At 70.1% G+C, this 25,173-nt stretch carries 24 protein-coding genes; 16 read left to right on the forward strand and 8 right to left on the reverse strand.

Annotation, left to right across the window (positions count from 1 at the left end; genetic code table 11):
- Window positions 1-347 precede the first annotated feature (347 nt).
- The 5 genes from EV186_RS01515 (at window position 348) to EV186_RS01535 (ending at window position 4,217) form a co-directional block, all read left to right on the forward strand.
- The gene (locus EV186_RS01515; protein ID WP_133847276.1) at window positions 348-1,121 is read left to right on the forward strand and encodes a GNAT family N-acetyltransferase; all 774 of its coding nucleotides are present in this window, start codon (window positions 348-350) and stop codon (window positions 1,119-1,121) included.
- Between the two features lie 109 nt (window positions 1,122-1,230).
- Window positions 1,231-1,788 carry a methyltransferase family protein gene (locus EV186_RS01520; protein WP_208115446.1) on the forward strand — a complete coding sequence of 186 codons (558 nt, stop codon included), beginning with the start codon at window positions 1,231-1,233 and terminating at the stop codon, window positions 1,786-1,788.
- A 253-nt stretch (window positions 1,789-2,041) separates the two neighbouring features.
- Window positions 2,042-2,230 (forward strand): DUF397 domain-containing protein, encoded by a 189-nt coding sequence (locus tag EV186_RS01525; RefSeq protein WP_133847278.1) that lies wholly within the window; start codon window positions 2,042-2,044, stop codon window positions 2,228-2,230.
- A gap of 170 nt (window positions 2,231-2,400) precedes the next feature.
- The gene (locus tag EV186_RS01530; protein ID WP_166658983.1) at window positions 2,401-3,213 is read left to right on the forward strand and encodes a helix-turn-helix domain-containing protein; all 813 of its coding nucleotides are present in this window, start codon (window positions 2,401-2,403) and stop codon (window positions 3,211-3,213) included.
- A 125-nt stretch (window positions 3,214-3,338) separates the two neighbouring features.
- Window positions 3,339-4,217, forward strand: coding sequence for an SAM-dependent methyltransferase (locus tag EV186_RS01535; protein WP_208115521.1), 879 nt, complete (start codon window positions 3,339-3,341; stop codon window positions 4,215-4,217).
- 9 nt (window positions 4,218-4,226) lie between these two features.
- Here the strand turns inward: EV186_RS01535 and EV186_RS01540 are convergent, their stop codons facing one another.
- The 4 genes from EV186_RS01540 to EV186_RS01555 all read right to left on the reverse strand — a co-directional run bounded on the left by EV186_RS01540 (window position 4,227) and on the right by EV186_RS01555 (window position 9,079).
- The gene (locus EV186_RS01540) at window positions 4,227-4,805 is read right to left on the reverse strand and encodes a hypothetical protein (RefSeq protein ID WP_133847281.1); all 579 of its coding nucleotides are present in this window, start codon (window positions 4,803-4,805) and stop codon (window positions 4,227-4,229) included.
- Between the two features lie 11 nt (window positions 4,806-4,816).
- A complete protein-coding gene (locus EV186_RS01545; protein WP_133847282.1) occupies window positions 4,817-6,031 on the reverse strand; it encodes an MFS transporter in 1,215 nt (404 codons plus the stop codon).
- A 263-nt stretch (window positions 6,032-6,294) separates the two neighbouring features.
- A complete protein-coding gene (locus tag EV186_RS01550; protein ID WP_243753769.1) occupies window positions 6,295-8,640 on the reverse strand; it encodes an ATP-binding cassette domain-containing protein in 2,346 nt (781 codons plus the stop codon).
- A gap of 28 nt (window positions 8,641-8,668) precedes the next feature.
- On the reverse strand, window positions 8,669-9,079 hold the full coding sequence (locus tag EV186_RS01555; protein ID WP_133847284.1) for a VOC family protein: 411 nt from the start codon (window positions 9,077-9,079) through the stop codon (window positions 8,669-8,671).
- A gap of 194 nt (window positions 9,080-9,273) precedes the next feature.
- Between EV186_RS01555 and EV186_RS01560 the strand changes: the two genes are divergently transcribed.
- From EV186_RS01560 to EV186_RS01575, 4 genes are read left to right on the forward strand one after another with little or no spacing between them, the layout of a single operon-like run.
- Complete coding sequence (locus EV186_RS01560) at window positions 9,274-10,563, forward strand: nucleotide sugar dehydrogenase (RefSeq protein ID WP_133847285.1); 1,290 nt, start codon at window positions 9,274-9,276, stop codon at window positions 10,561-10,563.
- Window positions 10,564-10,568: 5 nt separating this feature from the next.
- Window positions 10,569-11,642: a glycosyltransferase family 4 protein gene (locus tag EV186_RS01565; RefSeq protein WP_133847286.1), complete on the forward strand. Its 1,074-nt coding sequence runs from the start codon at window positions 10,569-10,571 to the stop codon at window positions 11,640-11,642.
- A 6-nt stretch (window positions 11,643-11,648) separates the two neighbouring features.
- Window positions 11,649-12,722 carry a glycosyltransferase gene (locus tag EV186_RS01570; protein WP_133847287.1) on the forward strand — a complete coding sequence of 358 codons (1,074 nt, stop codon included), beginning with the start codon at window positions 11,649-11,651 and terminating at the stop codon, window positions 12,720-12,722.
- A 5-nt stretch (window positions 12,723-12,727) separates the two neighbouring features.
- Window positions 12,728-13,315 carry an acyltransferase gene (locus EV186_RS01575; protein ID WP_133847288.1) on the forward strand — a complete coding sequence of 196 codons (588 nt, stop codon included), beginning with the start codon at window positions 12,728-12,730 and terminating at the stop codon, window positions 13,313-13,315.
- A gap of 55 nt (window positions 13,316-13,370) precedes the next feature.
- On the opposite strand, the gene EV186_RS01580 is transcribed toward EV186_RS01575, so the two are convergent.
- Together EV186_RS01580 and EV186_RS01585 are read right to left on the reverse strand one after the other, a co-directional pair.
- A complete protein-coding gene (locus EV186_RS01580; RefSeq protein WP_133847289.1) occupies window positions 13,371-14,861 on the reverse strand; it encodes a lipopolysaccharide biosynthesis protein in 1,491 nt (496 codons plus the stop codon).
- Window positions 14,862-14,918: 57 nt separating this feature from the next.
- The gene (locus EV186_RS01585; RefSeq protein ID WP_133847290.1) at window positions 14,919-16,079 is read right to left on the reverse strand and encodes a glycosyltransferase family protein; all 1,161 of its coding nucleotides are present in this window, start codon (window positions 16,077-16,079) and stop codon (window positions 14,919-14,921) included.
- Window positions 16,080-16,303: 224 nt separating this feature from the next.
- Here EV186_RS01585 and EV186_RS01590 point away from each other — a divergent pair, with 224 nt between their 5' ends.
- Genes EV186_RS01590 through EV186_RS01605 form a run of 4 tightly spaced genes read left to right on the forward strand, consistent with a single transcriptional unit; the run spans window position 16,304 to window position 20,733 of the window.
- On the forward strand, window positions 16,304-17,395 hold the full coding sequence (locus tag EV186_RS01590) for a DegT/DnrJ/EryC1/StrS family aminotransferase (protein ID WP_133847291.1): 1,092 nt from the start codon (window positions 16,304-16,306) through the stop codon (window positions 17,393-17,395).
- Window position 17,396: 1 nt separating this feature from the next.
- Window positions 17,397-18,377: a Gfo/Idh/MocA family protein gene (locus EV186_RS01595; RefSeq protein WP_133847292.1), complete on the forward strand. Its 981-nt coding sequence runs from the start codon at window positions 17,397-17,399 to the stop codon at window positions 18,375-18,377.
- A 7-nt stretch (window positions 18,378-18,384) separates the two neighbouring features.
- Complete coding sequence (locus tag EV186_RS01600; RefSeq protein WP_133847293.1) at window positions 18,385-19,521, forward strand: glycosyltransferase family 4 protein; 1,137 nt, start codon at window positions 18,385-18,387, stop codon at window positions 19,519-19,521.
- Window positions 19,522-19,545: 24 nt separating this feature from the next.
- Window positions 19,546-20,733 (forward strand): glycosyltransferase family 4 protein, encoded by a 1,188-nt coding sequence (locus tag EV186_RS01605; protein WP_133847294.1) that lies wholly within the window; start codon window positions 19,546-19,548, stop codon window positions 20,731-20,733.
- 60 nt (window positions 20,734-20,793) lie between these two features.
- On the opposite strand, the gene wecB is transcribed toward EV186_RS01605, so the two are convergent.
- A complete protein-coding gene (wecB, locus tag EV186_RS01610; RefSeq protein WP_243753770.1) occupies window positions 20,794-22,008 on the reverse strand; it encodes a non-hydrolyzing UDP-N-acetylglucosamine 2-epimerase in 1,215 nt (404 codons plus the stop codon).
- Between the two features lie 83 nt (window positions 22,009-22,091).
- Here wecB and EV186_RS38675 point away from each other — a divergent pair, with 83 nt between their 5' ends.
- The gene (locus EV186_RS38675) at window positions 22,092-22,262 is read left to right on the forward strand and encodes a hypothetical protein (RefSeq protein ID WP_166658984.1); all 171 of its coding nucleotides are present in this window, start codon (window positions 22,092-22,094) and stop codon (window positions 22,260-22,262) included.
- 28 nt (window positions 22,263-22,290) lie between these two features.
- Here the strand turns inward: EV186_RS38675 and EV186_RS01615 are convergent, their stop codons facing one another.
- Window positions 22,291-23,037 carry a thioesterase II family protein gene (locus tag EV186_RS01615; RefSeq protein ID WP_133847295.1) on the reverse strand — a complete coding sequence of 249 codons (747 nt, stop codon included), beginning with the start codon at window positions 23,035-23,037 and terminating at the stop codon, window positions 22,291-22,293.
- Window positions 23,038-23,217: 180 nt separating this feature from the next.
- On the opposite strand from EV186_RS01615, the gene EV186_RS01620 reads away from it, so the two are divergent.
- Together EV186_RS01620 and EV186_RS01625 are read left to right on the forward strand one after the other, a co-directional pair.
- On the forward strand, window positions 23,218-24,870 hold the full coding sequence (locus EV186_RS01620) for an acyl-CoA carboxylase subunit beta (protein WP_133847296.1): 1,653 nt from the start codon (window positions 23,218-23,220) through the stop codon (window positions 24,868-24,870).
- Between the two features lie 9 nt (window positions 24,871-24,879).
- Complete coding sequence (locus EV186_RS01625; protein WP_133847297.1) at window positions 24,880-25,065, forward strand: acyl-CoA carboxylase epsilon subunit; 186 nt, start codon at window positions 24,880-24,882, stop codon at window positions 25,063-25,065.
- The last annotated feature ends 108 nt before the right edge of the window (window positions 25,066-25,173 follow it).

The raw sequence follows: 25,173 nt of genomic DNA on the forward strand, positions 1-25,173 counted from the left end.
GTGCCTGGATCGCGTGCATGTGTTTATCTGGGGGCCAAGCCCCCAGGCCCCCGGCCGGCGGGCTTCGCCCCCGGACCCCCACCCCGCGCCTCCCGTGCTCCCGTGCCCGGGATCGGGATCGGTGCGGGTCACTAGGCGCATCGTCCAGGCTGTCTTGGATCTCCTTTGCTGTTATTCGGTTGCCGTTCTGGCGCAATCTCCCGATCATGGTTTGCCACCAGCACGAAACACCTTCCGAAAGGGCTGAGGCCTCCCCGGAGTCGGCGAGCTGTCGCCGCACCAGGCCCCCGTGGGCCGGTCAGTGGTGCCCTTTCCCTGTCCCATGATCGACGCGAAGGTGTTTCGCTATGCCCGTTCCCAGTTTGGAAGACGTCCCCGGCCTGGTCGCCCACCACGTCCGTGCCTCGCTCACCCGCCGCGACCACGAGCGGGTCGGTCCCTTCGTGGCGGCGTTCGATCCCGCCAGCACCAACCCGTGGCGCAACTACGCCGTCCCCGACGACGGCGCCCAGCCCACCCCGGCCGACGTCGCGGCCCTGATCGCGCTGTTCGAGGCGCGGGGCTTGGTGCCCCGCCTGGAGTACGTGCCGATGGCGGCACCAGCAGTCGAAACAGCCCTCACCACGGCGGGCTTCACCGTCGAAGGGCGCCCGCCGGTCATGGTGTCCTGGCCCGGCTCGCTCCCGGCGCCCGAGTGCCCCACCGGTACGACCGTGCGCACGGTGACCAGCGACGCCGAGTTCCTGGCCGCCGCCACCGTCCAGAACGAGGCCTACAAGGCGTCCAACCCGCCGACCCCGAGCGACGTGGGCCGCCTACGCTCGTGCGTCGACCGTGGCGGTTTCGTCGGCCTGGCCACACAGACCGTGACCGGTTCCGCCGTCGGCTCGGGCCTGCTCGACGTGCCAATCGACGGCATCGGCGAACTGGCCGCTGTCGGCGTTCTGGAAGCGTTCCGCTGTCGAGGGATCGCCACCGCCCTCAGCCTGCACCTGGCCACCACCGCCCACGCCCAGGGCCTTCGCCTGGTCTGGCTGGAAGCCGCGCCGGAAGAGGAAAACCTCTACCGGCGCGCGGGCTTCGTCCCCGCCGCGTCGAAACTGTGGATCTCCCGCCCCTAAACGGTATTCGCTGCCCGTACGAGGTGGCTCGGTTCGACCAAGTTCCAGGGGCCGCACCGTCATCGGGCCTGCCCGTTGCTCCGGCTCGCCGTTCGTGGAACTGTCGCATGTGGCCTCTGTCGTCGTTGCCATCAGCGTCGGCGCCTTCGCGACCGGCGAACTGGTGCAGGCGTTCCACGTGCGTCGCGGCGCGAAGGTCGCCGATGTGCGCGCGGAGGTCGTGTTCCGGGCGGCGTTCTTCGGGGCGGTGCTGCTGTGGCCGCTCGGTCGAGCCGTCGTCCCGGCGGCCGGCCTCGGCGCAGGCGCGTGGCTGTTCGTGCTCGGAATGGTGATCGGGTGGCTCGGCCTGCTGCTGCGCTGGTGGTCCTTCGTCAGCCTTGGGAAGTACTTCACCGTCACGGTGCGCACAAGCGAGGACCAGGCCGTCGTGACCCGTGGTCCTTACCGCGTCCTGCGCCACCCGAGCTACACCGGGCTACTGCTCGTCTTCGTCGGCGGCGGGCTGGTCGTGGGCAACTGGGTCAGCGCGGCGGGCGCGGTCGTCGTGCTGCTGATCGCCCTGGTCCACCGCCTCCGCCTCGAGGAGCAAGCCCTCTACGCCGCACTGGGCGAGCGCTACCGGCAATTCGCCGCGAACCGCGCTCGGCTCATCCCCCACGTCTGGTGACCACGAAACGCATTCTCCCCTTCGTCTGATTTGTTCCGTCCTTTGTGGACCGTCTGATCCGGGCATTGCTTTCACTCGATCGGGGGTTGATCACCGACGCCGAGCCTCGGTCGTTCACGGTCCGTCGGGACGCTTAGCCCGAACAACTGACTTCGTGGCCATGGCACGCGGCGCACGCCATGATGATCGAGTCGCGTGGAATATTCCTGCGCGGCGATTAATCCGGCCGATTGCCTGGAAGGCGGGACCCACCATGACCAGTGGCACGAACGGCAACGAAGTTTGGGTGCGCTCGAGCCGTTGCTCACCCAACAACAACTGCGTTGAACTGCGGTTGAGCCCCGAATCGGTCCGGGTGCGCGACTCGAAGGCGGGCGAAGGCCCCCAGCTGGCTTTTGACCAGTCGAGCTGGCGCGCCTTCCTCACGGTTGCGATCCGGTAAACTCGCGTGTTCGTCAGCGCCCTCGCTACCACTTGTCGCGGGGGCACTGACCACACGCACGGGTGGTCAACGGGGAAATTTGGCAGCGGAACCGTCGGTCTTCCGGGCGAACACTAGTCCGATCGAGTGAAAGTGGGAGATCGGTGGTCGACCCGGCTTTCGCTGCTCAGGTGAAGTTGGCCGAACTGTTGGCCGACTTGCGCAAGAAAAAGAAGTTCACGCAAGCCGAGGCGGCTGCCGAACTCGGGTGCCGCCAGCCGAAGATCAACAAGATCGAAACCGTGCAAACCGTGGTCAAGGCGTCGGACGTCAGCAAGCTGCTGGCGATCTACGAAGCCACAAACGACCAGGTGGCCGAGGCCGGACGGCTGCTCGCCCTCACCCGCCCCGGCCCGAACGCCGGCGCACGGCCGAACCCGCTGTACCTCAAGATGGTCTCCGCGGAATCGGAAGCGTCGGAAATCCTCGTGCTGCACAGCGAACGAATCCCGTCGCTGCTGCAATCCGACTACTACATGCTCTGCCAGTACCGGGCGGCCAACGACCCGACCGACGAAACCCTGTTGATGGAGACCCGCGAAGAGCGCGAATCACTGCTCAGCCAGGACAACGAGCTGCGCAAATACCGGATCGTGCTCGGTGAGTCCTCGTTGCGCCGGATGCCCGGCGGGCGCTCGGAGATCACCGTCGACCAGGCCGAACACCTGCTCAACCTGATGGAGCGGCATGAACGGCTCGAATTGCGGATTTGCACGTACGAGGCGCCCATCCCGTTCATGCCGACCGATGTCACCATTCTGCGGTTGACCGGCGACCAGAAGGATCTCGTCTACCTGGAAAACGGGATCTCCGGTCGCATCTACGACGGAAAAGACGTGGTCACCGAACACCTCGACCTCTGGCAGATGGTCTACGATGCCGCACTGAGCGTGGACGGCAGCAAGAAGTTCCTCCGGGACCTGATCACCGAGTGCCATCGGTGATCGTTGCGGTGTCCCGAATCGGTCGTCGACGGCACTCGAACGGTTGTGTCGGGTTTTCGCGACCGTCGGCTAATATTGTGATGATCTTGTGAGCGCTAGCGGGGAGGCTCTTCTTCGTGACCACGATCCCGGACTCCGACCCGGTTCCCCCACGCGGCGCGGATCTCAAGCGCCCCAGCGTGGCGCGGGTGTACGACTACTACCTCGGCGGCACCGCCAACTGGGCGATCGACCGCGAGTTCGGCGATCGGGTGCTCGGCCGGTTCCCGCTGCTGCGTGACATCGCGGTCTCCAACCGGTTGTTCCTCAACCGCGCGGTGCGGCACCTGACGAAACTGGGCATCCGCCAATTCCTGGACATCGGCGCGGGCGTGCCCACCGCGGGCAACACGCACCAGGTCGCCGACGAGCTCGCCCTGCACGAAGGCCGCCAGCCCGACGCACGCGTCGTGTACGTCGACAACGAGCCCATCGCGGTGGCCCACGCCGAGCAGTTGCTCAACAAAGAGGGCGACCCGATGCGGCACGAGGTCATCGAGGCCGACCTGCGCAAGCCCGACGAGCTCTGGCGCGAGGCGCTGGCCACCGACGTGCTCAACCCGGACGAGCCGATCGCGTTGCTGCTGATCGCCGTCCTGCACGTCGCCCAGCCCGACGAGAACGGCACCGAGATCGGCCCGGCCGCGGTCGCGCGCCTGCGCGAACTGCTCCCGTCCGGGAGCTACCTCGCGCTGTCCCACATCACCGACGACGGCGTGCCGGACGAGGTGCAGGACAAGCTGGTCGACCTGAAGAAGATGTACGACGAGTCGAGCAGCAGCGACGTCATCTGGCGCAGCCGCCCCGATGTCCAGGCCCTGCTGGGCGACTTCGAGCTCGTCGAGCCCGGCTGGACGTGGACCCCGGAGTGGCACCCGGAGGAAACCGGCCCGACGGCCAAGCACATCGACTTCGCGACCCCCGCGCACGCGGTGATCTGGGCAGGCGTCGGCCGCAAACCCTGAGGCCAGGGCTCACACGTATCCGAACCCCACCTGCCGGCCGAGCTCGACCACGCCGCCGTAAACAGGACCACCGAACTGCCGCAGCGCCAGATCGAGCGGGCCGACCAACTCAAGGCGCGGGCCGAGCGGGAAGCCGTACCCGCCGGCCCAGTTGCTGAACCGCCCCGCGAACGGCGCGAGTTCGGGGTGGCGCAAGGGAAATCCCGGATCGGCGGGCAGCCATTCCAGTCGTACCCGCCACGTTTTCGGTTGGTACACCTGCCCGACGCCCTGGTGGTACGCGGTGGTGAGCACGCACCGGCCGAGCTCGCGCCAGCCGATCGCCCACGACAGCCCGCGCGGGTCGACGCACTGGATCCCGTCGGCGCCGACGACCAGGGTGCGTGGGCGCGTGATCCTGGGCATGGCCACGAAGAAGCCGATCCCGAGCAGCAGGAACGGCGTGCCCACGACCAGCGGCACGACCATGCTCGCGCCCTTGCCGAAGATCCCGCCGATGACGGCCAGCGCGCCGAGCACGACGCAGAGCACGGCCACCGCGACGAACTTGGTCCTGGAACTGGTCAGCGGGAGCACGACGGGCGGCACGAGCCGTCACGCTACCCCTGCGCGAGCGCCGCCACCTGGGTCTGCCGCGTCCACGCGAACGCGCCCACGACGGCGAGTGCGATCGTCGTCGCGCCGGACCAGAAGAGGGTCGGGCCCGCGCCGAGCGCGCCGACCACCGGCCCGCCGAGCGCGACGCCGAGCGGGCTGGACAGCATGACCAGCGAACTGCGCGCGGCGAGCACGGCGGGCAGGTTCGCGGTCGACGTCGCCGACTGGAAGAGCGCATATGTCAACGGCACGAACGGTCCGTAGACCAGCCCGCCGACGGCGAAACAGATCACCGTCACCGTCACCGGCGCGAACCCGAACGGCAGCAGGCACGCGCCCCAGCCGGCCACGATGACCAGCGTGATCCGGCGCATGTCGCGCCCCTTCAGGAAACCCGTCGCGAGCGTCGCCGCGAGCGCGCCGATGCCGAACGCCGTCCAGTAGACGCCGAGCAACCGCGCGCCACCGCCGAGGTCGTGCGCGACGTAGACCGGGAGCGCGACCTCGACCGGGCCGTAGAGGAAGAAGAACAGCCAAGTCAGCACGGTCAGGCTGAGCAGGTCGCGGCGACGCAACAGCTTGAACCCCGACTCGGCTGCCTTGCGGTCGACGGGTTGCTCCGCCTGGGCACCGGTGTGCGTCCGCCAGGCGACGATGCCCAGCACCGTGAACGACAGCGCATCGGCGGCGATCACCCAGACCGGTCCGACCCAGCCCGCCACGGCGCCCGCGAGCAACGGCCCGACGATCACCGCGAGCGAGACTTGGGCGCCAGCAAGGGAATTCGTGGCCAGCCGGCCGTCGGGGCCGCCGAGTTCGGCGAGCATCGTGTACTCCCCGGCGTTGCCCCAGGCGGTGAGCAACGACGAGCCGGCGAGCAAGGCGACGTACCCGGCCGGGCTCACCGCGTCGCCGAGGAGGGCGATCGTGCCAAGGCATCCGGCGCGCAGGAGGCAGTGGCCGAGCACCAGCGCGCGGGCCGGGCGGTCGCGGAGGAACCGCCCGAACGCCAGCGCGCCGAGGACTCCGGGCAAGGTGTAGGCGGCGACGGCGAGACCGACGTAGTCGCCGGTGTGGCCCGCGGGGGCGGCGAGCAAGGCCAGCCAGGCGATGGCGACCGTGCTCATGCCGTCGCCGAGCGAGGAAACCCCCAGTCCCGCAAGGAATCGGCGCGTCGGCCGGTCACGCAGCAACCGCCGGTACTGCTCCGCGATCATCCGGTCTCCCGTTCCCACGGCTGCGGTTTTCCACAGGCAGGTAGTTGTCCACAGATCCGCTCGGCGGCCCCCACACCCCCTTTGACCTCGATAGACTGGTCTCAAGGGGTGCCCCCGGGAGGGCGGGGGCTGTCTACGCGCGCGAGCGGAGACCCCTCTGGCGCGGGTCGCGGGGCGCAGGGGGCGGCGGCTCGAGGTCGCGAAGCCGCCGCCCGACCCGGCACCGTCTCAACACCGGGCCAGCGTCCTGGGTCGGCGCTGCGTCAGCGCACGTATTCGGCCAAGTGCTGCCCGGTCAGCGTGGACCGGTCGGCGATCAGTTCGGCCGGTGTCCCCTCGAACACGACCCGCCCGCCGTCGTGGCCGGCACCGGGTCCCAGGTCGATGATCCAGTCGGCGTGGGCCATGACCGCCTGGTGGTGCTCGATCACGATCACCGACTTGCCCGCGTCCACCAACCGGTCCAGCAGGCCGAGCAGCTGCTCCACATCGGCCAGGTGCAGCCCGGTCGTCGGCTCGTCCAGGACGTACACGCCGCCCTTCTCGCCCATGTGCGTCGCCAGCTTCAGCCGCTGGCGCTCACCGCCGGACAACGTGGTCAGCGGCTGCCCCAGGCCCAGGTAGCCGAGACCCACCTCCGCGAGGTTGGCCAGGATCTTGTGCGCCGCCGGGAGTTTCGACGCGAAGAACTCCTCCGCCTCGGCGACCGGCATCGACAGGACCTCGCTGATGTCGCGCCCGCCGAACTTGTAGTCCAGCACGGACGCTTGGAACCGCTTGCCCTCGCACACCTCGCACTGCGTCTCGACGCCGGCCATGATCCCGAGGTCCAGGTAGATGACCCCGGCGCCGTTGCAGTTCGGGCACGCGCCCTCGGAGTTCGCGCTGAACAACGCCGGCTTGACGCCGTTCTCCTTGGCGAACGCCTTGCGGATCGGCTCCAGCAGCCCCGTGTACGTCGCCGGGTTGCTGCGCCGCGACCCGCGGATCGGCGTCTGGTCGACGGCGATCACGCCCTCGCGCCCGGACACCGAACCGTGGATCAGCGAGCTCTTGCCCGACCCCGCGACGCCGGTCACCACGACCAGGACGCCGAGCGGGATGTCCACGTCGACGCTCCGCAGGTTGTGCGTGTCGGCGCCCCGGATCTCGAGCGCGCCGGACGAGGTGCGCACCGACGGCTTGAGCGACGCGCGGTCGTCCAAGTGCTTGCCGGTCAACGAGTTCGACGACCGCAGGCCCTCGACCGTGCCCTCGAAGACGACCTCGCCGCCGCCCTTGCCGGCCCCGGGGCCGAGGTCGACCACGTGGTCGGCGATCTCGATCGCCTCCGGCTTGTGCTCGACGACGAGCACCGTGTTCCCCTTGTCGCGCAACTGCTTCAGCAGGTTGTTCATCCGCTGGATGTCGTGCGGGTGCAGGCCGATCGTCGGCTCGTCGAACACGTAGGTCACGTCGGTGAGCGACGACCCGAGGTGGCGGATCATCTTGGTGCGCTGCGCCTCGCCGCCGGACAGCGTGCCGGAATGCCGGTCCAGCGAGAGGTACCCCAGGCCGATCTCGACGAACGAGTCCAGCGTGTGCCGCAACGCCTTGAGCAGCGGCGCGACCGACGGCTCGGTGAGCTTGCCCACCCACTCGGCCAGGTCGCTGATCTGCATCGCGCACAGGTCGGCGATGTTCTTGCCCTTGATCTTCGACGACCGCGCTTCCGGGGCCAGCCGGGTGCCTTCGCACTCGGGGCAGGTGGTGAAGGTGACCGCTCGCTCGACGAACGCCCGCACGTGCGACTGCAGCGAGTCGACGTCCTTGGCCAGCGTCGTCTTCCGCAGCCGGGTGATGACGCCCTCGTAGGTGAGGTTGATGCCATCGACCTTGATCTTGGTCGGTTCCTTGTACAGCAGGTCGTTGAGCTGCCGCTTGGTGAACTTCTTGATGGGCTTGTCCATCGGGAAGAAGCCCGACCCGGTGAAGATTCGGCCGTACCAGCCGTCCATGCTGTAGCCGGGGATCTTCAACGCGCCGTCGCGCAGCGACAATTCCTCGTCGTAGATCTGGGTCAGGTCGATGTCGTTGACCGCGCCCCGGCCCTCGCAGCGCGGGCACATGCCGCCGAGGATCGAGAACGTGCGGCGCTCCTTGACCGTCCGGCCCGCCTTCTCGAACTGCACCGCGCCGCCGCCGGAGATCGACGGCACGTTGAACGAGAAGGCCTGCGGCGAGCCGATGTGCGGCTTGCCCAGCCGGCTGAACAGGATGCGCAGCATGGCGTTGGCGTCGGTCGCGGTGCCCACGGTGGAGCGCGGGTCGGCCCCCATCCGCTGCTGGTCGACGATGATCGCCGTGGTCAGCCCCTCCAGGACGTCGACGTCCGGGCGGGCGAGGGTGGGCATGAAGCCCTGCACGAACGCGCTGTAGGTCTCGTTGATCAGCCGTTGCGACTCCGCGGCGATCGTCGAGAACACCAGCGAGCTCTTGCCGGAGCCGGAGACCCCGGTGAACACGGTCAGCCTGCGCTTGGGCAGTTCGACGCTGACGTCCTTCAGGTTGTTCACGCGCGCGCCGTGCACGCGGATCAGATCGTGGACATCAGCCTCATGTTGGTTCACGGGGGTCTCCACCTCGGGTCTTCGCGGCTCAGCGCACTTCCTGGATCCGGACCATGTTGCCCGCAGGGTCGCGCAACGCGCAGTCACGGACCCCGTACGGCTGGTCGGTCGGCTCCTGGATGATCTCCGCCTTGCTCGACTGGACCTTCTCGAAGGTGCCGTCGAGGTCCTTGGTGGCCAGCAGCAGGGTGGCGTAGGTGCCCTTCGCCATCATCTCGGCGATGACCCGGCGCTCCTCCTCGGTGGTGCCGGGGGTGACGCCCGCCGGGGTCAGGACGATCGAGGTGGCCGGCTGGCCGGGCGGGCCGACGGTGATCCAGCGCATCTTGCCCTTGCCGACGTCGGCCCGGACCTCGAAGCCGAGCACGTCGCGGTAGAACTCCAGCGCGGCTTCGGGTTCGTCGTGGGGCAGGAAGCTGGCGTGAATGGTGATGTCCATGCCCCGAAGGTTAGGTCGGCCCAGGTCAGGATGCTTCTCCATTCCTGACCGGTCTTGCCGGGCCGCGGCGAGAGCTCCGGCCAAGGAGTCCGGCGGGCTGCTGAGGCCCTGGCAAGCCCCTGACCGGGTGGCGTTACTGTGTTGTAGCCATCCCATGCCACCACCTTGTGTTACCGGAAGAGGATTGTGTCTCGGTGAAGATCGCTGTCATTGCCCTGGGGAAGATCGGTCTTCCGCTCGCCGTGCAGTTCGCCGCGAAGGGCCACGAGGTCATCGGTGTCGACGTGAACGCCGAGGTCGTCGCGCTGGTCAACAAGGGGGTCGAACCGTTCCCCGGTGAGGCGCACCTGCAGGACAAGCTCGCCGAGCTGGTGCCCGCGGGCAACCTGCGCGCGACCACCGACTACGCCGAGGCCGTGCCCGGCGCGGACGCCGTCGTGCTGGTCGTGCCGCTGTTCGTCGACGCCGAGGCGCGCCCCGACTTCGGCTGGATGGACGCCGCCACCGAAGAGCTGGCCAAGCACCTCACCCCGGGCACGCTGGTCTCCTACGAGACGACCCTGCCCGTCGGCACCACGCGCACCCGCTGGAAGCCAATGCTCGAGAAGGGCTCCGGTCTCACCGAGGGCACCGACTTCCACCTGGTCTTCTCCCCCGAGCGCGTGCTCACCGGCCGGGTCTTCGCCGACCTGCGCAAGTACCCGAAGCTGATCGGCGGCCTGTCCGAGGCCGGCGCCGCCAAGGCCCGCGAGTTCTACGAGGCCGTCCTCGACTTCGACGAGCGGCCCGACCTGGCCCGCGGCAACGGCGTGTGGGACCTGGGCTCGGCCGAGGCCTCCGAGCTGGCCAAGCTCGCCGAGACCACCTACCGCGACGTCAACATCGGCCTGGCCAACCAGTTCGCGCGCTTCGCCGCGACCGCGGGCATCGACGTCTACCAGGTCATCGAGGCCTCGAACTCCCAGCCGTACAGCCACATCCACCAGCCGGGCATCGCGGTCGGCGGGCACTGCATCCCGGTCTACCCGCGGCTCTACCTGTGGAACGACCCCGAGGCCACCGTCGTGCGCGCGGCCCGCGAGGCCAACGCCGGCATGCCCGACTACACGATCGGCCTGCTGGAGGGCGCGCACGGCGACCTGACCGGCGCCCGCGTGGCCGTGCTCGGCGCGTCCTACCGCGGTGGCGTGAAGGAGACGGCGTTCTCCGGCGTCTTCGCCACGGTCGAGGCGCTCAAGGCCAAGGGCGCGACCCCCGTCGTGCACGACCCGATGTACACCGACGAGGAGCTGCAGAAGCTCGGCTTCGAGCCCTACCACCTGGGCGAGAAGGTCGACGCCGCGGTCGTGCAGGCCAACCACGACGAGTACGCGAAGCTCGGCCCGCAGGACCTGCCCGGCGTCACCACGTTCATCGACGGCCGCCGGGTCAGCTCGGCCGACCAGTGGCCGGGCGTGACCTACCGGGTGATCGGCAAGGCCTGACCCGCATGCGCGTCCTGGTCGTCACCAGCTGGTTCCCGAGCGCGGACTGGCCGGGCGGCGCCCCGTTCGCCGTCGCCCACGCCAAGGCCATCGCCCGCCACCACGACGTCCGGATCGCGCACCTGCGCCTGGGCGGCGGCGGGTTGCCGCAGGAGGAGCACTGGGCCGGGCTGCCCGTGACCAGGATCCCGATCAGCCCGCGGCGCCCCGGCGCGTACCGGGTGCTGCGGCGCATGACGGCCGAGGCCGACGTGGTGCACAGCATGGCGTTCAGCACGATCGGCGTGCTGGCCCCGCTGGCGCCGGTGATCCGGCGCCGGTGGGTCCACTCCGAACACTGGAGCGGGGTGCTGGACCCGGTGAGCGTGTCGCCCACGTGGCAACGGCTTGCGGTGGCACGGCACCTGCTGCGCCTGCCCAAGGCGGTGAGCGCGGTGTCGACGCCGTTCGCGCGGGTCGTGCGGCGGTTCACCGGGCACGGGGTGTCCGTGGTGCCGTGCGTGGTGGACGCGTCGTTCACCGCCTCGCCCCAGCCCGCCACGCCACCGCTGCGGTTGGTCGCGGTGGGCGGGCTCGTGCCGGGCAAACGACCGGTGCTGGCCGTCGAAACCCTGGCTTCGCTGGTGGGCGACGGGGTCGACGCGCGGTTGACCTGGGTGGGCGATGGCCCGCTGCGCTCCGCCGTGCACTCCCGGGCCGCGGAACTCGGCCTGGCCGACCGCGTCGACCTGGTCGGCTCGGTCGCGCCGGACAAGGTCGCCGACCACGTGCGTGCGGCCAACGTGTTCTTCCTGCCGACCGCGGGCGAGACGTTCCTCGCCGCGGGCGCCGAGGCGATCGCGTGCGGGCGTCCGGTGGTGCTGCCGCGCACCGGCGGGTTCACCGACTACGTGACGCCGTCCAACGGGGTGCTCGCCGACGCCGACGACCCGGCGTCTCTTGCCGCCGCCGTGCGCGACGCGGCGTCCCGGTTCGCCGGCGCGGACCCGGAAGCGTTGCGTGCCACGGTGATCCCGCGGTTCGGCGCCTCCGCCGTGGCCGACGACTTCGACCTGTTCTACCGCCGCCTGGAGAGTTGAGCGCGCATGCGTGTCCTGATCGCCACCACCTGGTGGCCGAACGAAGAGCAGCCCGGCATGGCGCCGTTCAACGTCGCCCACGCGAAAGCCATCGCGCGCAACAACGACGTGCACGTGGTGCGCCTGCAGCGGGTGGTCGCGCCGCGCACCGACGTCACCGACCCGAGCGGGCTGCCGCTGACCACCGTCTCGGTGAACCCGCGCGACCCGTTCGCCACCGCGCGTGGCCTCAACGACCTGCGCAAACTGGCCCGCGACGCCGACGTCGTGCACACCATGGCCTACGACGCGCTCACCGTGCTCGCGCCCCTGGCGCCGCTGATCGGCAAGCGGTGGGTGCACACCGAGCACTGGAGCATGTTCGTCAAGGACGGCGGCGCCGGCGTGCCGTTCCGGGTGAAGAAGTCGCTGAAGCTGCCGCGCAAGGTGTCCACGGTGAGCACGGCGCTGCGCGAAGCCATCGAGGCCTACACCCGCGACGACGACATCACGGTCATCCCGAACGTCATCGGCGACTACTTCGAGGTCGCCGAGCAGCCCGCATGGGAGCCGTTGAAGCTCGTCGCGGTCGGTTTCCTGATCGAGCGCAAGCGGCCGCTGCTGGCCGTGGAGACGGTGGCGGAACTGGTCCGCGGCGGCCAGGACGTGACGCTGACGTGGGTCGGCGACGGCCCGATGCGTGCGCAGGTGCTCGCCCGTGCCGAGGAACTCGGCGTGGCCGACCGGGTGTCGCTGATCGGCTCGGTGCCCGCCGCCGAGGTCGCCGACCACGTGCGTGCGGCCAACGTGTTCTTCCTGCCGACCGAGGCCGAGACGTTCCTCGTGGCCGCGGCCGAGGCCATCGCGGTGGGCCGTCCGGTGGTGCTGCCGCAACTGCCGTGCCTGGACTACATCGGCGAGGACAACGGCGTCATGGCACCCGGCGCGACGCCCGAGGCGTTCGCCGCGGCGATCCTGGACGTGGCCAAGACCTTCCGGGACCGCTCGGCGCAGTCCGTGCGGGCGACGGTGATCCCCCGCTTCGCCGAGGCGAGCGTCGGCGAGCAGTTCGATCGTTTCTACGCGGCATTGAGGAAGTGAGCGTTGTGTCATTCGTAGCGGAGAGCGCCGACGTCGCCGACGCGGCGAAGGTCGGCGACGGCACCAAGGTCTGGCACCTCGCGCAGGTGCGGGAGAACGCGGTGCTCGGCCAGAACTGCATCGTGGGCCGCGGCGCCTACATCGGCACCGGCGTGACGATGGGCGACAACTGCAAGGTGCAGAACCACGCGCTGGTGTACGAGCCCGCCAAGCTGGGGCACGGCGTGTTCATCGGCCCCGCGGTCGTGCTGACCAACGACACGTACCCGCGCGCGGTCAACCCGGACGGCTCGCTGAAGTCGGCGTCGGACTGGGAAGCGGTCGGCGTCACCATCGACGACGGCGCTTCGATCGGTGCGCGGGCGGTGTGCATCGCGCCGGTGCGCGTCGGCGCGTGGGCGACGGTCGCGGCGGGCGCCGTGGTGACCAAGAACGTGCCCGATTTCGCTTTGGTGGCCGGGGTTCCGGCGCGGCGGATCGGCTGGGTCGGCAAGGCCGGTGCGCCGTTGAAGGCCGAGGGTGACGCGTGGGTGTGCCCACTCACCGGCGATCGTTACGTGGAAACCGACGGGACGCTGGCACCGGCGGAGTAAATGGCGTACCGAAATGGTCCCGGCCGAATCGGCCGGGACCATTTCCGTCGATTTGTCAGGCGGATTTCTTGCGGCCCGGGATCGGGAGCTTCGCCACCTCGGACCGGTTGAGCACGCCCCAGACGGCGAGGAATGCCAACGCGCACACCGGGTCCAGCAGGTCCGGCAGGTGCGCGGTGCGTTGCAGCAACACGATCCCGCCGACCACGGCGAGCCCGGCCAGCACCTTCACGAACAGCAGTCCCCACCGGTGCCCAGCGGTCTTCCAGACCACGCCGATCGGGATGGCGGCGATGACGAACGTGCCGCACAGGTAGCCGATCGCCACGCCGGAGATGCCGATGTGCGGCACGACGAGCAGCCACACGGCGACGCCGATCAGCATGCCGAGGATGCTCGCGCCGGTGGTCACCAGCATGCCGCGCTGCGACCGCGTGGTGATCGCGTTGACGCTGCCGACACCGAGGTTCGTGGCGAGCACCGCCACCACCAGGATCGGCAGCAGGTCCTCGGTGCCCGCGAACTTGCTGCCCCAGATCACGCCCACGATCAGCCGGTTGCACACGATGATCGACCCGAAGACGGCCACCATCAGCAGCGCCAGCGTGCGGGTGGCCCGGTCGGTCTGCGCCTTGAACGCGGCGACGTCGCCCCGGCCCCACGCCTCGGACAACGACGGGAAGAGCACCAGGCTGATCGACGTGGCGAGCATGGCCGCCGGTGTGGCCAGGTTCAGCGCGGCCGCGTACTGGCCCGCGTCCTCGTCCCCGCCCGCGAGCTTCGAGGCGATCTGCGACAGCTGCAGGAAACCCGCGCTGGACATGGTGCCGATGGCGCCGAGCGCGACGAACCCGTCCAGCTCACGGCGAAGCGGGCGTTCCGGCTTGCCCGAAGCGCCGTGCGGCCAGCACGCCAGCGTGTAGACGCCGTAGGTGAGCACCAGCGGCAACACCAGCGCGGGCCCGCGCACGCCGAGCACGAGCAGCGTCGCCAGGGCGGCGAGACCGAGCACCACGCTGGTCACGTCCCACGCGGTGGCCCGGGGCACCTGGCCCGCACCGAACTGCACACCGCGGGTGAAGCTGTACCCCGAGAACGTGACGGTGAGCACGGCCACGCTGAGCGCGCTGACCCACGTGCCGTGGTCGATCAGCACCCACACCGGCAGGCTGATCACGCCGAGCAGCACGGAGGTCTCGGCGGTGCGCTTGCTCAGGTGCGCGGCGATGGCCTGGATCTCGTGGTGGTTGCCCGCGCCGCGGGCACGCGCCAGGAACTTCGACGCGGCGCTGCCGGTGGTGGTCGGCCAGAGCAGGGCCAGCGTGGTGGCGATCGCGATCGCCGACGCGACGACACCGAGCTCGGCCTTGCCCGCGACGTGCCCGATGAGCAGCGCCGTGACGAACCGCAGCACGCCCTGGGCGAGCAGGCCGACCGTGCTGAGCACGCCGCCGCGGGCCAGGGACGTGCCGGTCGGCCGGTCGAGGCGGACCGGCCGCAGCATCCCCGGCCGCGGCGCGGGTTCAGGGCCCTTCGTCACGGTCATGCGCACGCCGCCGTCGGCCGCGTCGCGGCCGTGCTTTCGCCAGTCACGCCGGGAATCCTACTGACGACCTGCCAGAAGGCGGCCGGCCACGGTCCGCACCACCTGGGCGTCCTCGGCGGAGTTGAGCACCTCCGCGGCCTTGTGCGCGTTCTGCTTGAACTGGCGCACCTGCTGCTCGTCGAGCTTCGCGAGGGTGTCGCGCAGCGCCTGCACCGACGGGTCGGGGGCGATGGCGCCGAGCTCGTGCTCGGTGATCAGCCGGTCGGTCTCCGGGGAGGCGTTGAACACCACGGCGAGCCGCGCCTGGACGAAGTCGAAGATCTTGTTGGGCAGCATGTACGCGTGGTTGGGGGTCAGCGGCGGGAGGCTGAAGATGCCCACGTCGTAGGCGTTGAGCGTGTCGACCAGTTCGTCGGGGCGCACCGGCGGGTGGATGGTGATCCGCTGGTCGCCGCCGATCCGGGCCTTGATGCCGTCGAGGTACTTGCCGCCGTCGCGGCCGGGCACCAGGTAGAGGTCGAGGGTGAACCGCTCGTCGAGCTGCTTGACCGCGTCGACCAGCGTCTCCAGGCTGCGGCCGGGGATCGCGATGCCGGAGTGCACGAGCCGGATGCGCCCGTCGCGCACCTCGGTGGGCTGCTTGTCGCGGTAGGCGCCCGCGTTGCGCACCGTGTGCAGGTCGACGCCGAAACGGTCGTGGTAGAGCTTGCCGATCGAGTCGTTGACGACCAGGCGATCGGCCATCTTGGGCAGGTACTTGGCGCACTGGTAGGTCATGAACGGCTTGACCAGCAGCCGCCACGACGTGACGTGCACCCGCTCCTCAGGGGCCCACTCGTGCATGTCGGCGAGCACCGGAGTGCCTTTGGCGACGTGGTAGGCCACGCCCATCGAACGGGCTTCGTTGGCCACGACCAGGTCGAACTTCCGGTCGCCGACGACCCGGATCAGGTCGCGGACGGCGGGCGCGGTCAGCTCGACCTTGTCGTAGCGGCGCAGCGCGAGCAGCGCGACCCCGGCCGGCGTCTGCGGCAGGGACGGCAGCCGCTCGTCGACCGCCAGGTGGTCGGTCGCCCCTGGCGGCTTCGACCCGTAGGCGGCGGTGGTGACGTCGCCCAGCTCGGCGAGCACCTCGATCTGCCGCAACACCCGCGCGTCGCGGTTGATGTCGGAGAAGGAGACGCAGAGGATGCGCGGTCGCCGCGCGTCGTCGGCCATGGCCAGAGAGGGTAGTCCGCGCGCCGGACCGCCTTGCCGCCGAGAGGGAAGGCCGCGCGACCTGCCTGGATCGAGCAGACCCGCACCCGGCCCGGGAGGAGCGGTCATAGCACGTCAGGGCGCCAAAAGCACGCCACGTCACACCTGTCAACCCCCAGCGGAGTGATCGACAGCGTCGGCAATACAGTGGGTTCGGCAGATCCCCGCCCAACATCGGGAGAGACGTGAGCAAGGACTTCATTCCGCCCGCCAAGCCGATCATCGGCGACGAGGAGCGCGCCGCGGTCGACGCGGTGCTCCGGTCCGGCATGCTGGCCCAGGGTGCCGAGGTCGCGGCGTTCGAGCAGGAGTTCAGCGAGCAGCTGCTGGACGGGCGGGGCACGGTCGCGGTCAACGCGGGCACCACCGGCCTGCACCTCGGCCTGCTCGCCGCCGGCGTCGGCCCCGGCGACGAGGTGATCGTCCCCTCGTTCACTTTCGCGGCCACCGCGAACTCGGTCGCCCTCACCGGCGCGACCCCGGTGTTCGCCGACATCGAGCTCGAGCACTACTGCCTCGACCCGGCCCACGTGGAGTCGCTCATCACCGAGCGCACCAAGGGGATCATGCCGGTGCACCTCTACGGGCACCCGGCGAACATGCCCGCCTTCGAGGCGCTGGCACAGAAGCACGGCATCGCGCTCTACGAGGACGCGGCGCAGGCGCACGGCGCCAGCCTGAACGGCCGAAAGGTCGGCACGTTCGGCACCTTCGCGATGTTCAGCCTCTACCCGACCAAGAACATGACCTCCGGTGAGGGCGGCATGGTCTCCACCGGGGACGCCGACGTCGAGCACACCCTGCGCCTGCTGCGCAACCAGGGCATGTTGAAGCAGTACGAGAACGAGATCGTCGGCTTCAACGCCCGCATGACCAACCTGCACGCCGCCATCGGCCGGGTGCAGCTGACCAAGGTCGGCGCCTGGACGAAGACCCGCCAGGAGAACGCGGCGTTCTTCGACAAGAACCTGCAGGGCGTGGGCGTGCCCGCGGTCGCCGACGGCGCCGAGCACGTCTACCACCAGTACACGATCACGGTGCCCGACGACCGCGACGGCTTCGTCGCCGCGCTCAAGGAGGAGCACCAGGTCGGCTCGGGCGTCTACTACCCGATCCCCAACCACCGGCTGCCGTCCTTCCAGCGCGAAGAGGACCTGCCGAACACCGAGAAGGCGGCGCGCAGCGTCCTGTCGCTGCCGGTCCACCCGTCGCTGGACGACGAGGACCGCGAGCGCATCGTGCACGCGGTCAACACCCTGGCGAAGGCTGGTGCCTGACATGACGAACCTGCGAGTGGGCCTGATCGGCCTGGGCATGATGGGCCGCCACCACGCCCGCGTGATCCGTGAGATCGACGGCGTCGACCTGGTGGCCGTCGCCGACGCCACCGGCGACCCGCACAACGTGGCGGGCGGCCTCGAGGTGCTCGGCGGGGTCGAGGACCTGATCAAGGCCGGCATCGACGCCGCCGTGGTCGCCGTGCCGACCGGCATGCACGAGGAGGTCGGCCTGGCGCTGGCCGAGGCCGGCATCCACGCGTTGATCGAGAAGCCGATCGCGCACAGCATCGAGGCCGGCGAGCGCCTGGTGAAGGCGTTCGAAACCGCCGGGGTCGTGGGGTGTGTGGGGCACATCGAGCGGTACAACCCGGCGCTGCAGTCGCTGCGCGAGCGGATGGCCGACGGCGACCTCGGCGAGGTCTACCAGATCGCCACCCGCCGCCAGGGCCCGTTCCCGGCTCGCATCGCCGACGTCGGCGTGGTCAAGGACCTCGCGACCCACGATATCGACCTGACCGCGTGGCTCGCGCAGTCCGAGTACACGGCCGTCGCCGCGCAGGTCGCCCTGCGTTCGGGCCGCCCGCACGAGGACATGGTCGCCGCCACCGGCAAGCTGGCCAACGGCACCATCACCAACCACCTGGTGAACTGGCTCTCGCCGATGAAGGAGCGGGTCACCGTGGTGACCGGCGAGAAGGGCGCCTACGTCGCGGACACGCTGACGGCGGACCTGACCTTCTACGCCAACGGCGTGGTCAACAGCGAGTGGGACGCGGTCGCGAACTTCCGCGGTGTCGCCGAGGGCGACGTCACCCGCTTCGCCATCCCGAAGCGCGAGCCGCTGCGCACCGAACACGAGCGCTTCCGCGACGCGGTGCTCGGCAAGACCAGCGAGATCGTCACCATGCAGGAGGCACAGAACACGCTGCGGACCGCCGAGAACCTGCTGCGCACCGCGCGGCAGCCCGTCGACGCCTGATCCGCGCGTGTCCCGGCGAGTCACGATCGTGTCCCGGCTCTTCCGGCCGGAGACCGGCGCGGCGGCCTACCGGCTCGGCGCCCTGGCCGACGAGCTGGTGGCGCGGGGTTATCGGGTCCGCGTGCTGACCACCCGGCCGCCCAAGGGCGTCCGGATCGCCGACGACGGGCTTGACGTGCGGCGCTGGCCGGTGCTGCGGGACAAGGGCGGCAACGTCCGCGGGTACGTGCAGTACCTGAGCTACGACATCCCGCTGTTCTTCCGGCTGCTGTTCACCCGGACCGATGTCGTGGTGGTCGAACCGCCGACCACCACCGGCATCGCGAGCCGGGTGGCGTGTGCGGTCAAGCGCAAGCCCTACGTGCACTTCTCGGCGGACGTGTTCTCCACGGCCGCCGAGGGCATCGGCGTCAACCGGACCGTGGTGAAGGTGCTCAAGTTCATGGAGCGCTGGGTGCTGCGCGGCTCGGCGGCCATCATCGCGGTGTCCGACGGGGTGCGCAGCGACCTGCTCAGCCTCGGCGTGCCCGAGGAGCCGATCTCCGTGGTCGGGGTCGGCATCGACACCGCCCGGTTCGCCTACGCGCCCGCGCCGCCCACGCCGACCCTGGTGTACGGCGGCACGATGTCGGAGATCCACGGCGCGGACGTCTTCATCCGGGCGTTCGCGCGGATCAGTGCCGCGCACCCGGAGGCGCGGCTGCTCATGATCGGGCAGGGCGTCGACGTGCCGATGCTCAAGGACCTGGCGATGAAGCTGGCGCCGGGTCGGGTCGAGTTCCGCACCCCGCAGCCCGCGGAGACCCTCAGCGCCGAGTTCGCCACCGCGGCCGCGGCGCTCGCGTCGGTGAAGCCGGGCGTCGGCTACGACTTCGCGTTCGCCACCAAGGCGCTCGCGGGGCTGTCGGCGGGCGCACCGGTGATCTACGCGGGGGTCGGCCCGATGGGCACGCTGATCAGGGACAACGACCTGGGCTGGGCCGTGGACTGGGATGCCGACGCCGTCGCCGAGGCGATGGACAAGGCGTTGACCAATCCACCCGCGCAGGCCCTGCGTGCCCGGCTTTCCGAGTGGGTGCGCGACCACCACAGCCTGCGGTCGGTGGCCGCCAAGTCCGTGGAGGTCATCAGCCGTGCGAAGTAGCCGGCCGGGCGAGGTAGTCGGGACATGAAGGTCATCCTCGCCACTCGGTTGTTCGCCCCGGAGGTCGCCGCCGCGGCGTTCCGGCTCAAGGCGCTCGCGGACGGTCTCGCCGCGGCGGGCCACCAGGTCACGGTGCTCACCACCAAGCCGCCCGCGGGCACCGAGGAGATGGAGTTCCCGGACTACACGGTGCAGCGCTGGCCCGTGCTGCGCGACAAGGGCGGCAACGTCCGCGGGTACGTGCAGTACGCCAGCTACGACGCGCCGCTGATCGCGCGGCTGCTGTTCACCTCGGCGGACGTGGTGATCTGCGAGCCGCCGCCGACCACCGGCGTGATCACGGCGCTGGTGTGCGCGCTCAAGCGCACGCCGTTCTACTACGTGGCCGCGGACATCTGGTCGGACGCGCTGATCGCGATCGACGCGCCCAAGCCGATCTTCCGGTTGATGCGTGCCCTGGAGCGCTTCGCGTTGCGCCGCGCGCGCGGCGTGATCGCGGTGTCCGAGGGCGTCGCGGAGCGCGTGGCCGAACTGGGCGCCGACCCGTCGCGGATCGAACTGGTCCCCAACGGCGTCGACACGCAGCTGTTCCAGCCGGTTCCCGAACCGCCCAAGCCGGACGAGCGCTACTTCGTCTACACGGGAACGATGTCGGAGTGGCAGGGCTCGGACGTGTTCGTCCGCGCGTTGCCGCTGGTGCTCGAGAAGCACCCGAAGGTCCGGCTGCGCTTCTTCGGCCAGGGCGCCGACGAGCAGCACCTGCGTGAGCTGGCGGCGGAGCTGGCGCCGAACAACATCGAGTTCGGGGGCGTGGTGCCGCCGACCGAGGCCGCGGGCTGGATCAGCGGCGCGGCGGGGGCGCTGGTGAGCATCCAGCCGCACCGCGGCTACGACTTCGCCAAGCCGACGAAGATCTACGCGGCCGCCGCGTGCGGGACGCCGGTGTTGTTCGCCGGGGTCGGTGCGGGCGCGTCGCTGGTGCGCGACAACAAGCTCGGCGTCGTCGCCGACTACACCCCGGAATCCGTTGCGGCGCAGATGATCGCGCTGCTGGACGAGCAGTCCTCCGGGCACCAGCACCACCTGGTGGACTGGGTGCGGGACAACGCTTCGCTGTCGACCAGCGGCCGCAGCGCCGCCCAGTGGATCACCGCGGACCTCGCCGATGCGGCGGATCCGCCCGCCGCGGCGAGCCCGGTCGTCTCGGACTAGCGGACGGCCCTCGATCCTGTCCGCGTGGACCGGGTCGAGGGCCGATCTCCTAGCCTTGCTTCACTTCGCGCGCGCCACCAGGGCCTCGACGACGGCGGTCGCCGCGTTCCCGTCGCCGTAGGGCGCGGCGGCGGTGGCGGCGGGCCGAGCCCGCTCCACGACCTCGGCCAGCCGGTCGAAGTCCTTGTCCACCAACACGTTCCAGCCGAGGTCGACCGTCTCGACCCACTCGGTCTCCGGGCGCAGCGTCGTGCACGGCACGCGCAGCAGGAACGCTTCCTTCTGCAGCCCACCGGAATCGGTGATGACGCCCGCGCTGCGCGCCGCGGCGTTCACCAGTTGCGGGTACCCGAGCGGCTCCGACACGGTGATCGACCCGGCGTCCAGGGCGATGCCGTGCTTGTCGGCCTGCGCCCGCAACCGCGGGTGGGCGAGCAGCACAACGGGTTTGCCGACCTTGCCGATCCCGTCGATGATCGCCCGCAACCGCCGCGGGTCGTCGGTGTTGTCCGGGCGGTGGATCGTGGCGATGTAGTACTCGCCGTCCGACACCGCGACCGGCAGGTCCAGCGGCGCGTCGGCGACCTCGTCCCGCACCTCGAACAACACGTCGGTCATCACGTCGCCGACCAGCACGCTGCGCTCGGCGAGCCCCTCGGTGGCCAGGTGGTCCATGGCGACCTGCGTGGGCGCGAGCAACAGGTCCGCCGCGTGGTCGGTGAGGACCCGGTTGTGCTCCTCGGGCATCCGCCGGTTGAACGACCGCAGCCCGGCCTCGAGGTGGGCCACGGGCACGTGCAGCTTCACCGCGGCGATCGCGGCGGCCAGCGTCGAGTTCGTGTCGCCGTAGACCAGCACCCAGTCCGGCGTGGTCTCCTCGATGACCTCCTCCAGGCCGCCGAGCATCGCCCCGGTCTGCGCGCCGTGCTTGCCCGAGCCGACGCCGAGGTTGAACTCCGGCGCGGGGATGCCGAGATCGGCGAAGAACGCGTCGCTCATGTTGTGGTCGTAGTGCTGACCGGTGTGCGCGATCAGGTGCTCGACCTCGCCCGGCATGGCGCGTGCGATCGGGGCCAGCTTGACGAACTGCGGACGCGCGCCGACGACGCTGAGGACTCGCACGGCGCCGAAGTCTAGTTGGGCCAGGTCAGCGCCCGAGGATCGCCCGCTGGTCGAGGCGGGCGGGACGAGCCGCGCCACCGCGAACCCGGCGATGACCAGCAGGTCGGCCCGGCCCACCAGGGCCGAGGCGAGCGCGCGGCCGCCCAGCTCCACGTCGGCCTGACCAGTCCCCTGATGATCATCGCCGGGCGCTTCCTGGCGCTGCGCGGGACCACGACCGGTGCCAGGGTGGGATCATGACGACGCACCTGGTAGCACTGGCGCAGGACCTGCAGCTGGCCGGTTTCCTCGGCACCGTCGGCAAGATCGCCGCCGCGACGGTCATCTTCTTCGTCGCGGTCGGGCTGGTGATCGGGCTGCTGCTCGGTTTCTTCGTCGGCCGCGCCGTGGGACGGCGCCAGGGCTGAGTTCGCGCACGCCCACGGCCATTCGATTTCACGCGGCCGCGGGAACCACCGTTTTCACCTTTTGCGCGATGAGCGCGATCAATGCGGCCGCGTGGTCGTTGAGGTAGAAATGCCCGCCCCGGAAGGTCCGCAGGTCGAACCCGCCGGTCGTGTGCTTCTCCCACGCCGCCGCCTCGGCCGCGGTGACCATCGGGTCCTTGTCGCCGTTGCACACGACGATCGGGCAGCTCACCGCGCCGGCCGTGCGGTTGTCGTAGGTCTCGACGGCCTTGTAGTCGCTGCGCAGCGACGGCAGGATCATGTCGACGATGTCCTGGTCGTCCAGCAGGGACGCGTCGGTGCCCTGCATGCCCCGCAACTCCTGCACCAGTTCCTTGTCCGGCAACAGGTGGTTGGTCTCCAGCCGGAACGTCGACGGCGAGCGCCGCCCGGACAGGAACAGCACGGCAGGCGTTATCCCCGCCGCCTCCAGCCGCAGCGCCGCCTCGAACGCGACGATCGCACCCATGCTGTGCCCGAAGAACGCCAGCGGCCGGTCGGCCCACGGCGTCAGCTCCTCGGCGACGCGGTCGGCCATCTCCTCGATCGTGCTGATGCACGGTTCACGCCGCCGGTCCTGGCGGCCCGGGTACTGCACGCACAGCACGTCGAGCCGGTTGGCCAGTGCGCGTGACACCGGGAAGAAGTAGTTGGCCGACCCGCCGGCGTGCGGCAGGCACACCAGCCGCGCCTCGGCGTCGTCCGCCGGGTGGAATCTCCGTAACCAGTCGGTCATCCCCGCTCACCCTCTCGCATTCGGTTCGCAGGACAACCGTATCCGCGCAGGCGGAAATGGAACCCCCTAAACAAGGACGGCACACCCCAGAAGAAGCCTAGACCGTTGGACCTCGACGCTCACTCGACCGCTAATGGAGTTCCAGCAACGCATTGCGGGGAATCGCCGAAAGGGAGCGCCATGTCGGTCGTCAGCGAACCGCCTGCCGTCAAGGAGACGGTCACCGAGAACTGGGTGACCGCGGACAACCGCCTGCGCGAGGTCCCGCCCGAGCCGGGACCGGTCACCTTGCCCGAGCGGGTCGACGAGTTACGGCTGCGCCGGGAACGCGCCCGTGGTGGTCCCGGCGCCAAGGCCACCGAAGCGCAGCACGCCCGCGGCAAGCTCACCGCGCGCGAGCGGATCGAGCTGCTGCTCGACCCGGGCTCGTTCAGCGAGGTCGGCGCGTTCCGCAGGCACCGCGCGACCGGGTTCGGCATGGAGGCCAAGAAACACGACACCGACGGCGTGGTCACCGGCTGGGGCACGGTCGACGGCCGCACGGTGTTCGTCTACGCGCACGACTTCCGCATCTTCGGCGGCTCGCTCGGCGAAGCCCACGCCGACAAGATCCACAAGGTCATGGACATGGCCCTGGCCGCCAAGGCCCCGCTGATCAGCCTGAACGATGGTGCCGGTGCACGCATCCAGGAGGGCGTCACGGCACTCGCGGGTTACGGCGGAATCTTCAAGCGCATCGTGGCCGGGTCCGGGGTGATCCCGCAGATCTCGGTGATGCTCGGCCCGTGCGCGGGCGGCGCGGCCTACGGCCCGTCGCTGTCCGACGTCATCTTCATGGTGCGCGGCACCGCGCAGATGTTCATCACCGGCCCGGACGTCGTGCAGACCGTGACCGGCGAGCAGGTCAGCATGGACGACCTCGGCGGCGCGGGCGCGCACTCGACCAAGTCCGGCGTGGCCACGTTCGTCTACGACGACGAGGAGAGCTGCCTGCAGGACGTGCGCTACCTGGTGTCGTTGCTGCCCAGCAACAACCAGGAGCAGCCACCCGTCGTGCCGACCGGCGACGACCCGCAGCGCAGCCTGGACGACCTCGCCGACTTCGTGCCCGCGAACCCCAACCAGGCCTACGACATGCGTGCGGTGATCGCCGAGATCGTCGACGACGGCGACTTCCTTGAGTTCTTCGAGCACTGGGCCGGCAACGTCCTGGTCGGACTCGCGCGCATCGACGGCCAGACCGTCGGCATCATCGCCAACCAGCCCGCGGTGCTCGCCGGGGTGCTGGACATCGGCGCCTCGGAGAAGGCCGCGCGATTCGTGCAGTTCTGCGACTCGTTCAACATCGCGCTGGTGACCCTTGTGGACGTTCCCGGCTTCCTGCCCGGCGTCGACCAGGAGCACAACGGCATCATCCGGCACGGCGCGAAGCTGCTCTACGCGTACTGCGCGGCGAGCGTGCCCCGCATCTCCGTGGTGCTGCGCAAGGCCTACGGCGGCGCGTACATCGTCATGGACTCGCGGTCGATCGGCGCGGACCTCGCGTTCGCCTGGCCGGTCAACGAGATCGCGGTGATGGGCGCGGAAGGCGCGGCCAACGTCATCTTCCGGCGCGACATCGCCGCCGCGGCCGACCCGGTGGCCACCCGCACGGAACTGGTCGAGAGCTACAAGGACCAGCTGATGCACCCGTACTACGCGGCCGAACGCGGCCTGGTCGACGAGGTGGTCGATCCGGCCGAGACTCGAGCGGTCCTGGCATCGGCGCTCAAGTCGTTGCGCGCCAAGCACGTCGCGCTCCCCTACCGCAAGCACGGCAACCCGCCGATGTGAGGCAGGCACATGACCGAGATCAAAATCCTCCGTGGCAACCCCGACGACAGCGAGCTGGCGGCCCTTGCCGTCGTGCTGGCCGCCGTCACCACCACGTCGCGCCCGGCACCCGTCCCTGGGCCGGAGCGCGCGCACTGGGACCGGCCGGCACGTTTCCAACCCCCGGGCGCGTCGGCCGGTCCCTGGTGGTGGTGACCTGGCCACAATGAAATCCTCATGATCATTATCGGCTGATCACCGAGACGAGCCCGACCCCCGTTCGAGTCGGCGGACATACGTTGGCGGCGCCCCGAAGCAGGCGAC

The organism is Labedaea rhizosphaerae, assembly GCF_004362825.1.
Lineage (GTDB): Bacteria > Actinomycetota > Actinomycetes > Mycobacteriales > Pseudonocardiaceae > Labedaea > Labedaea rhizosphaerae.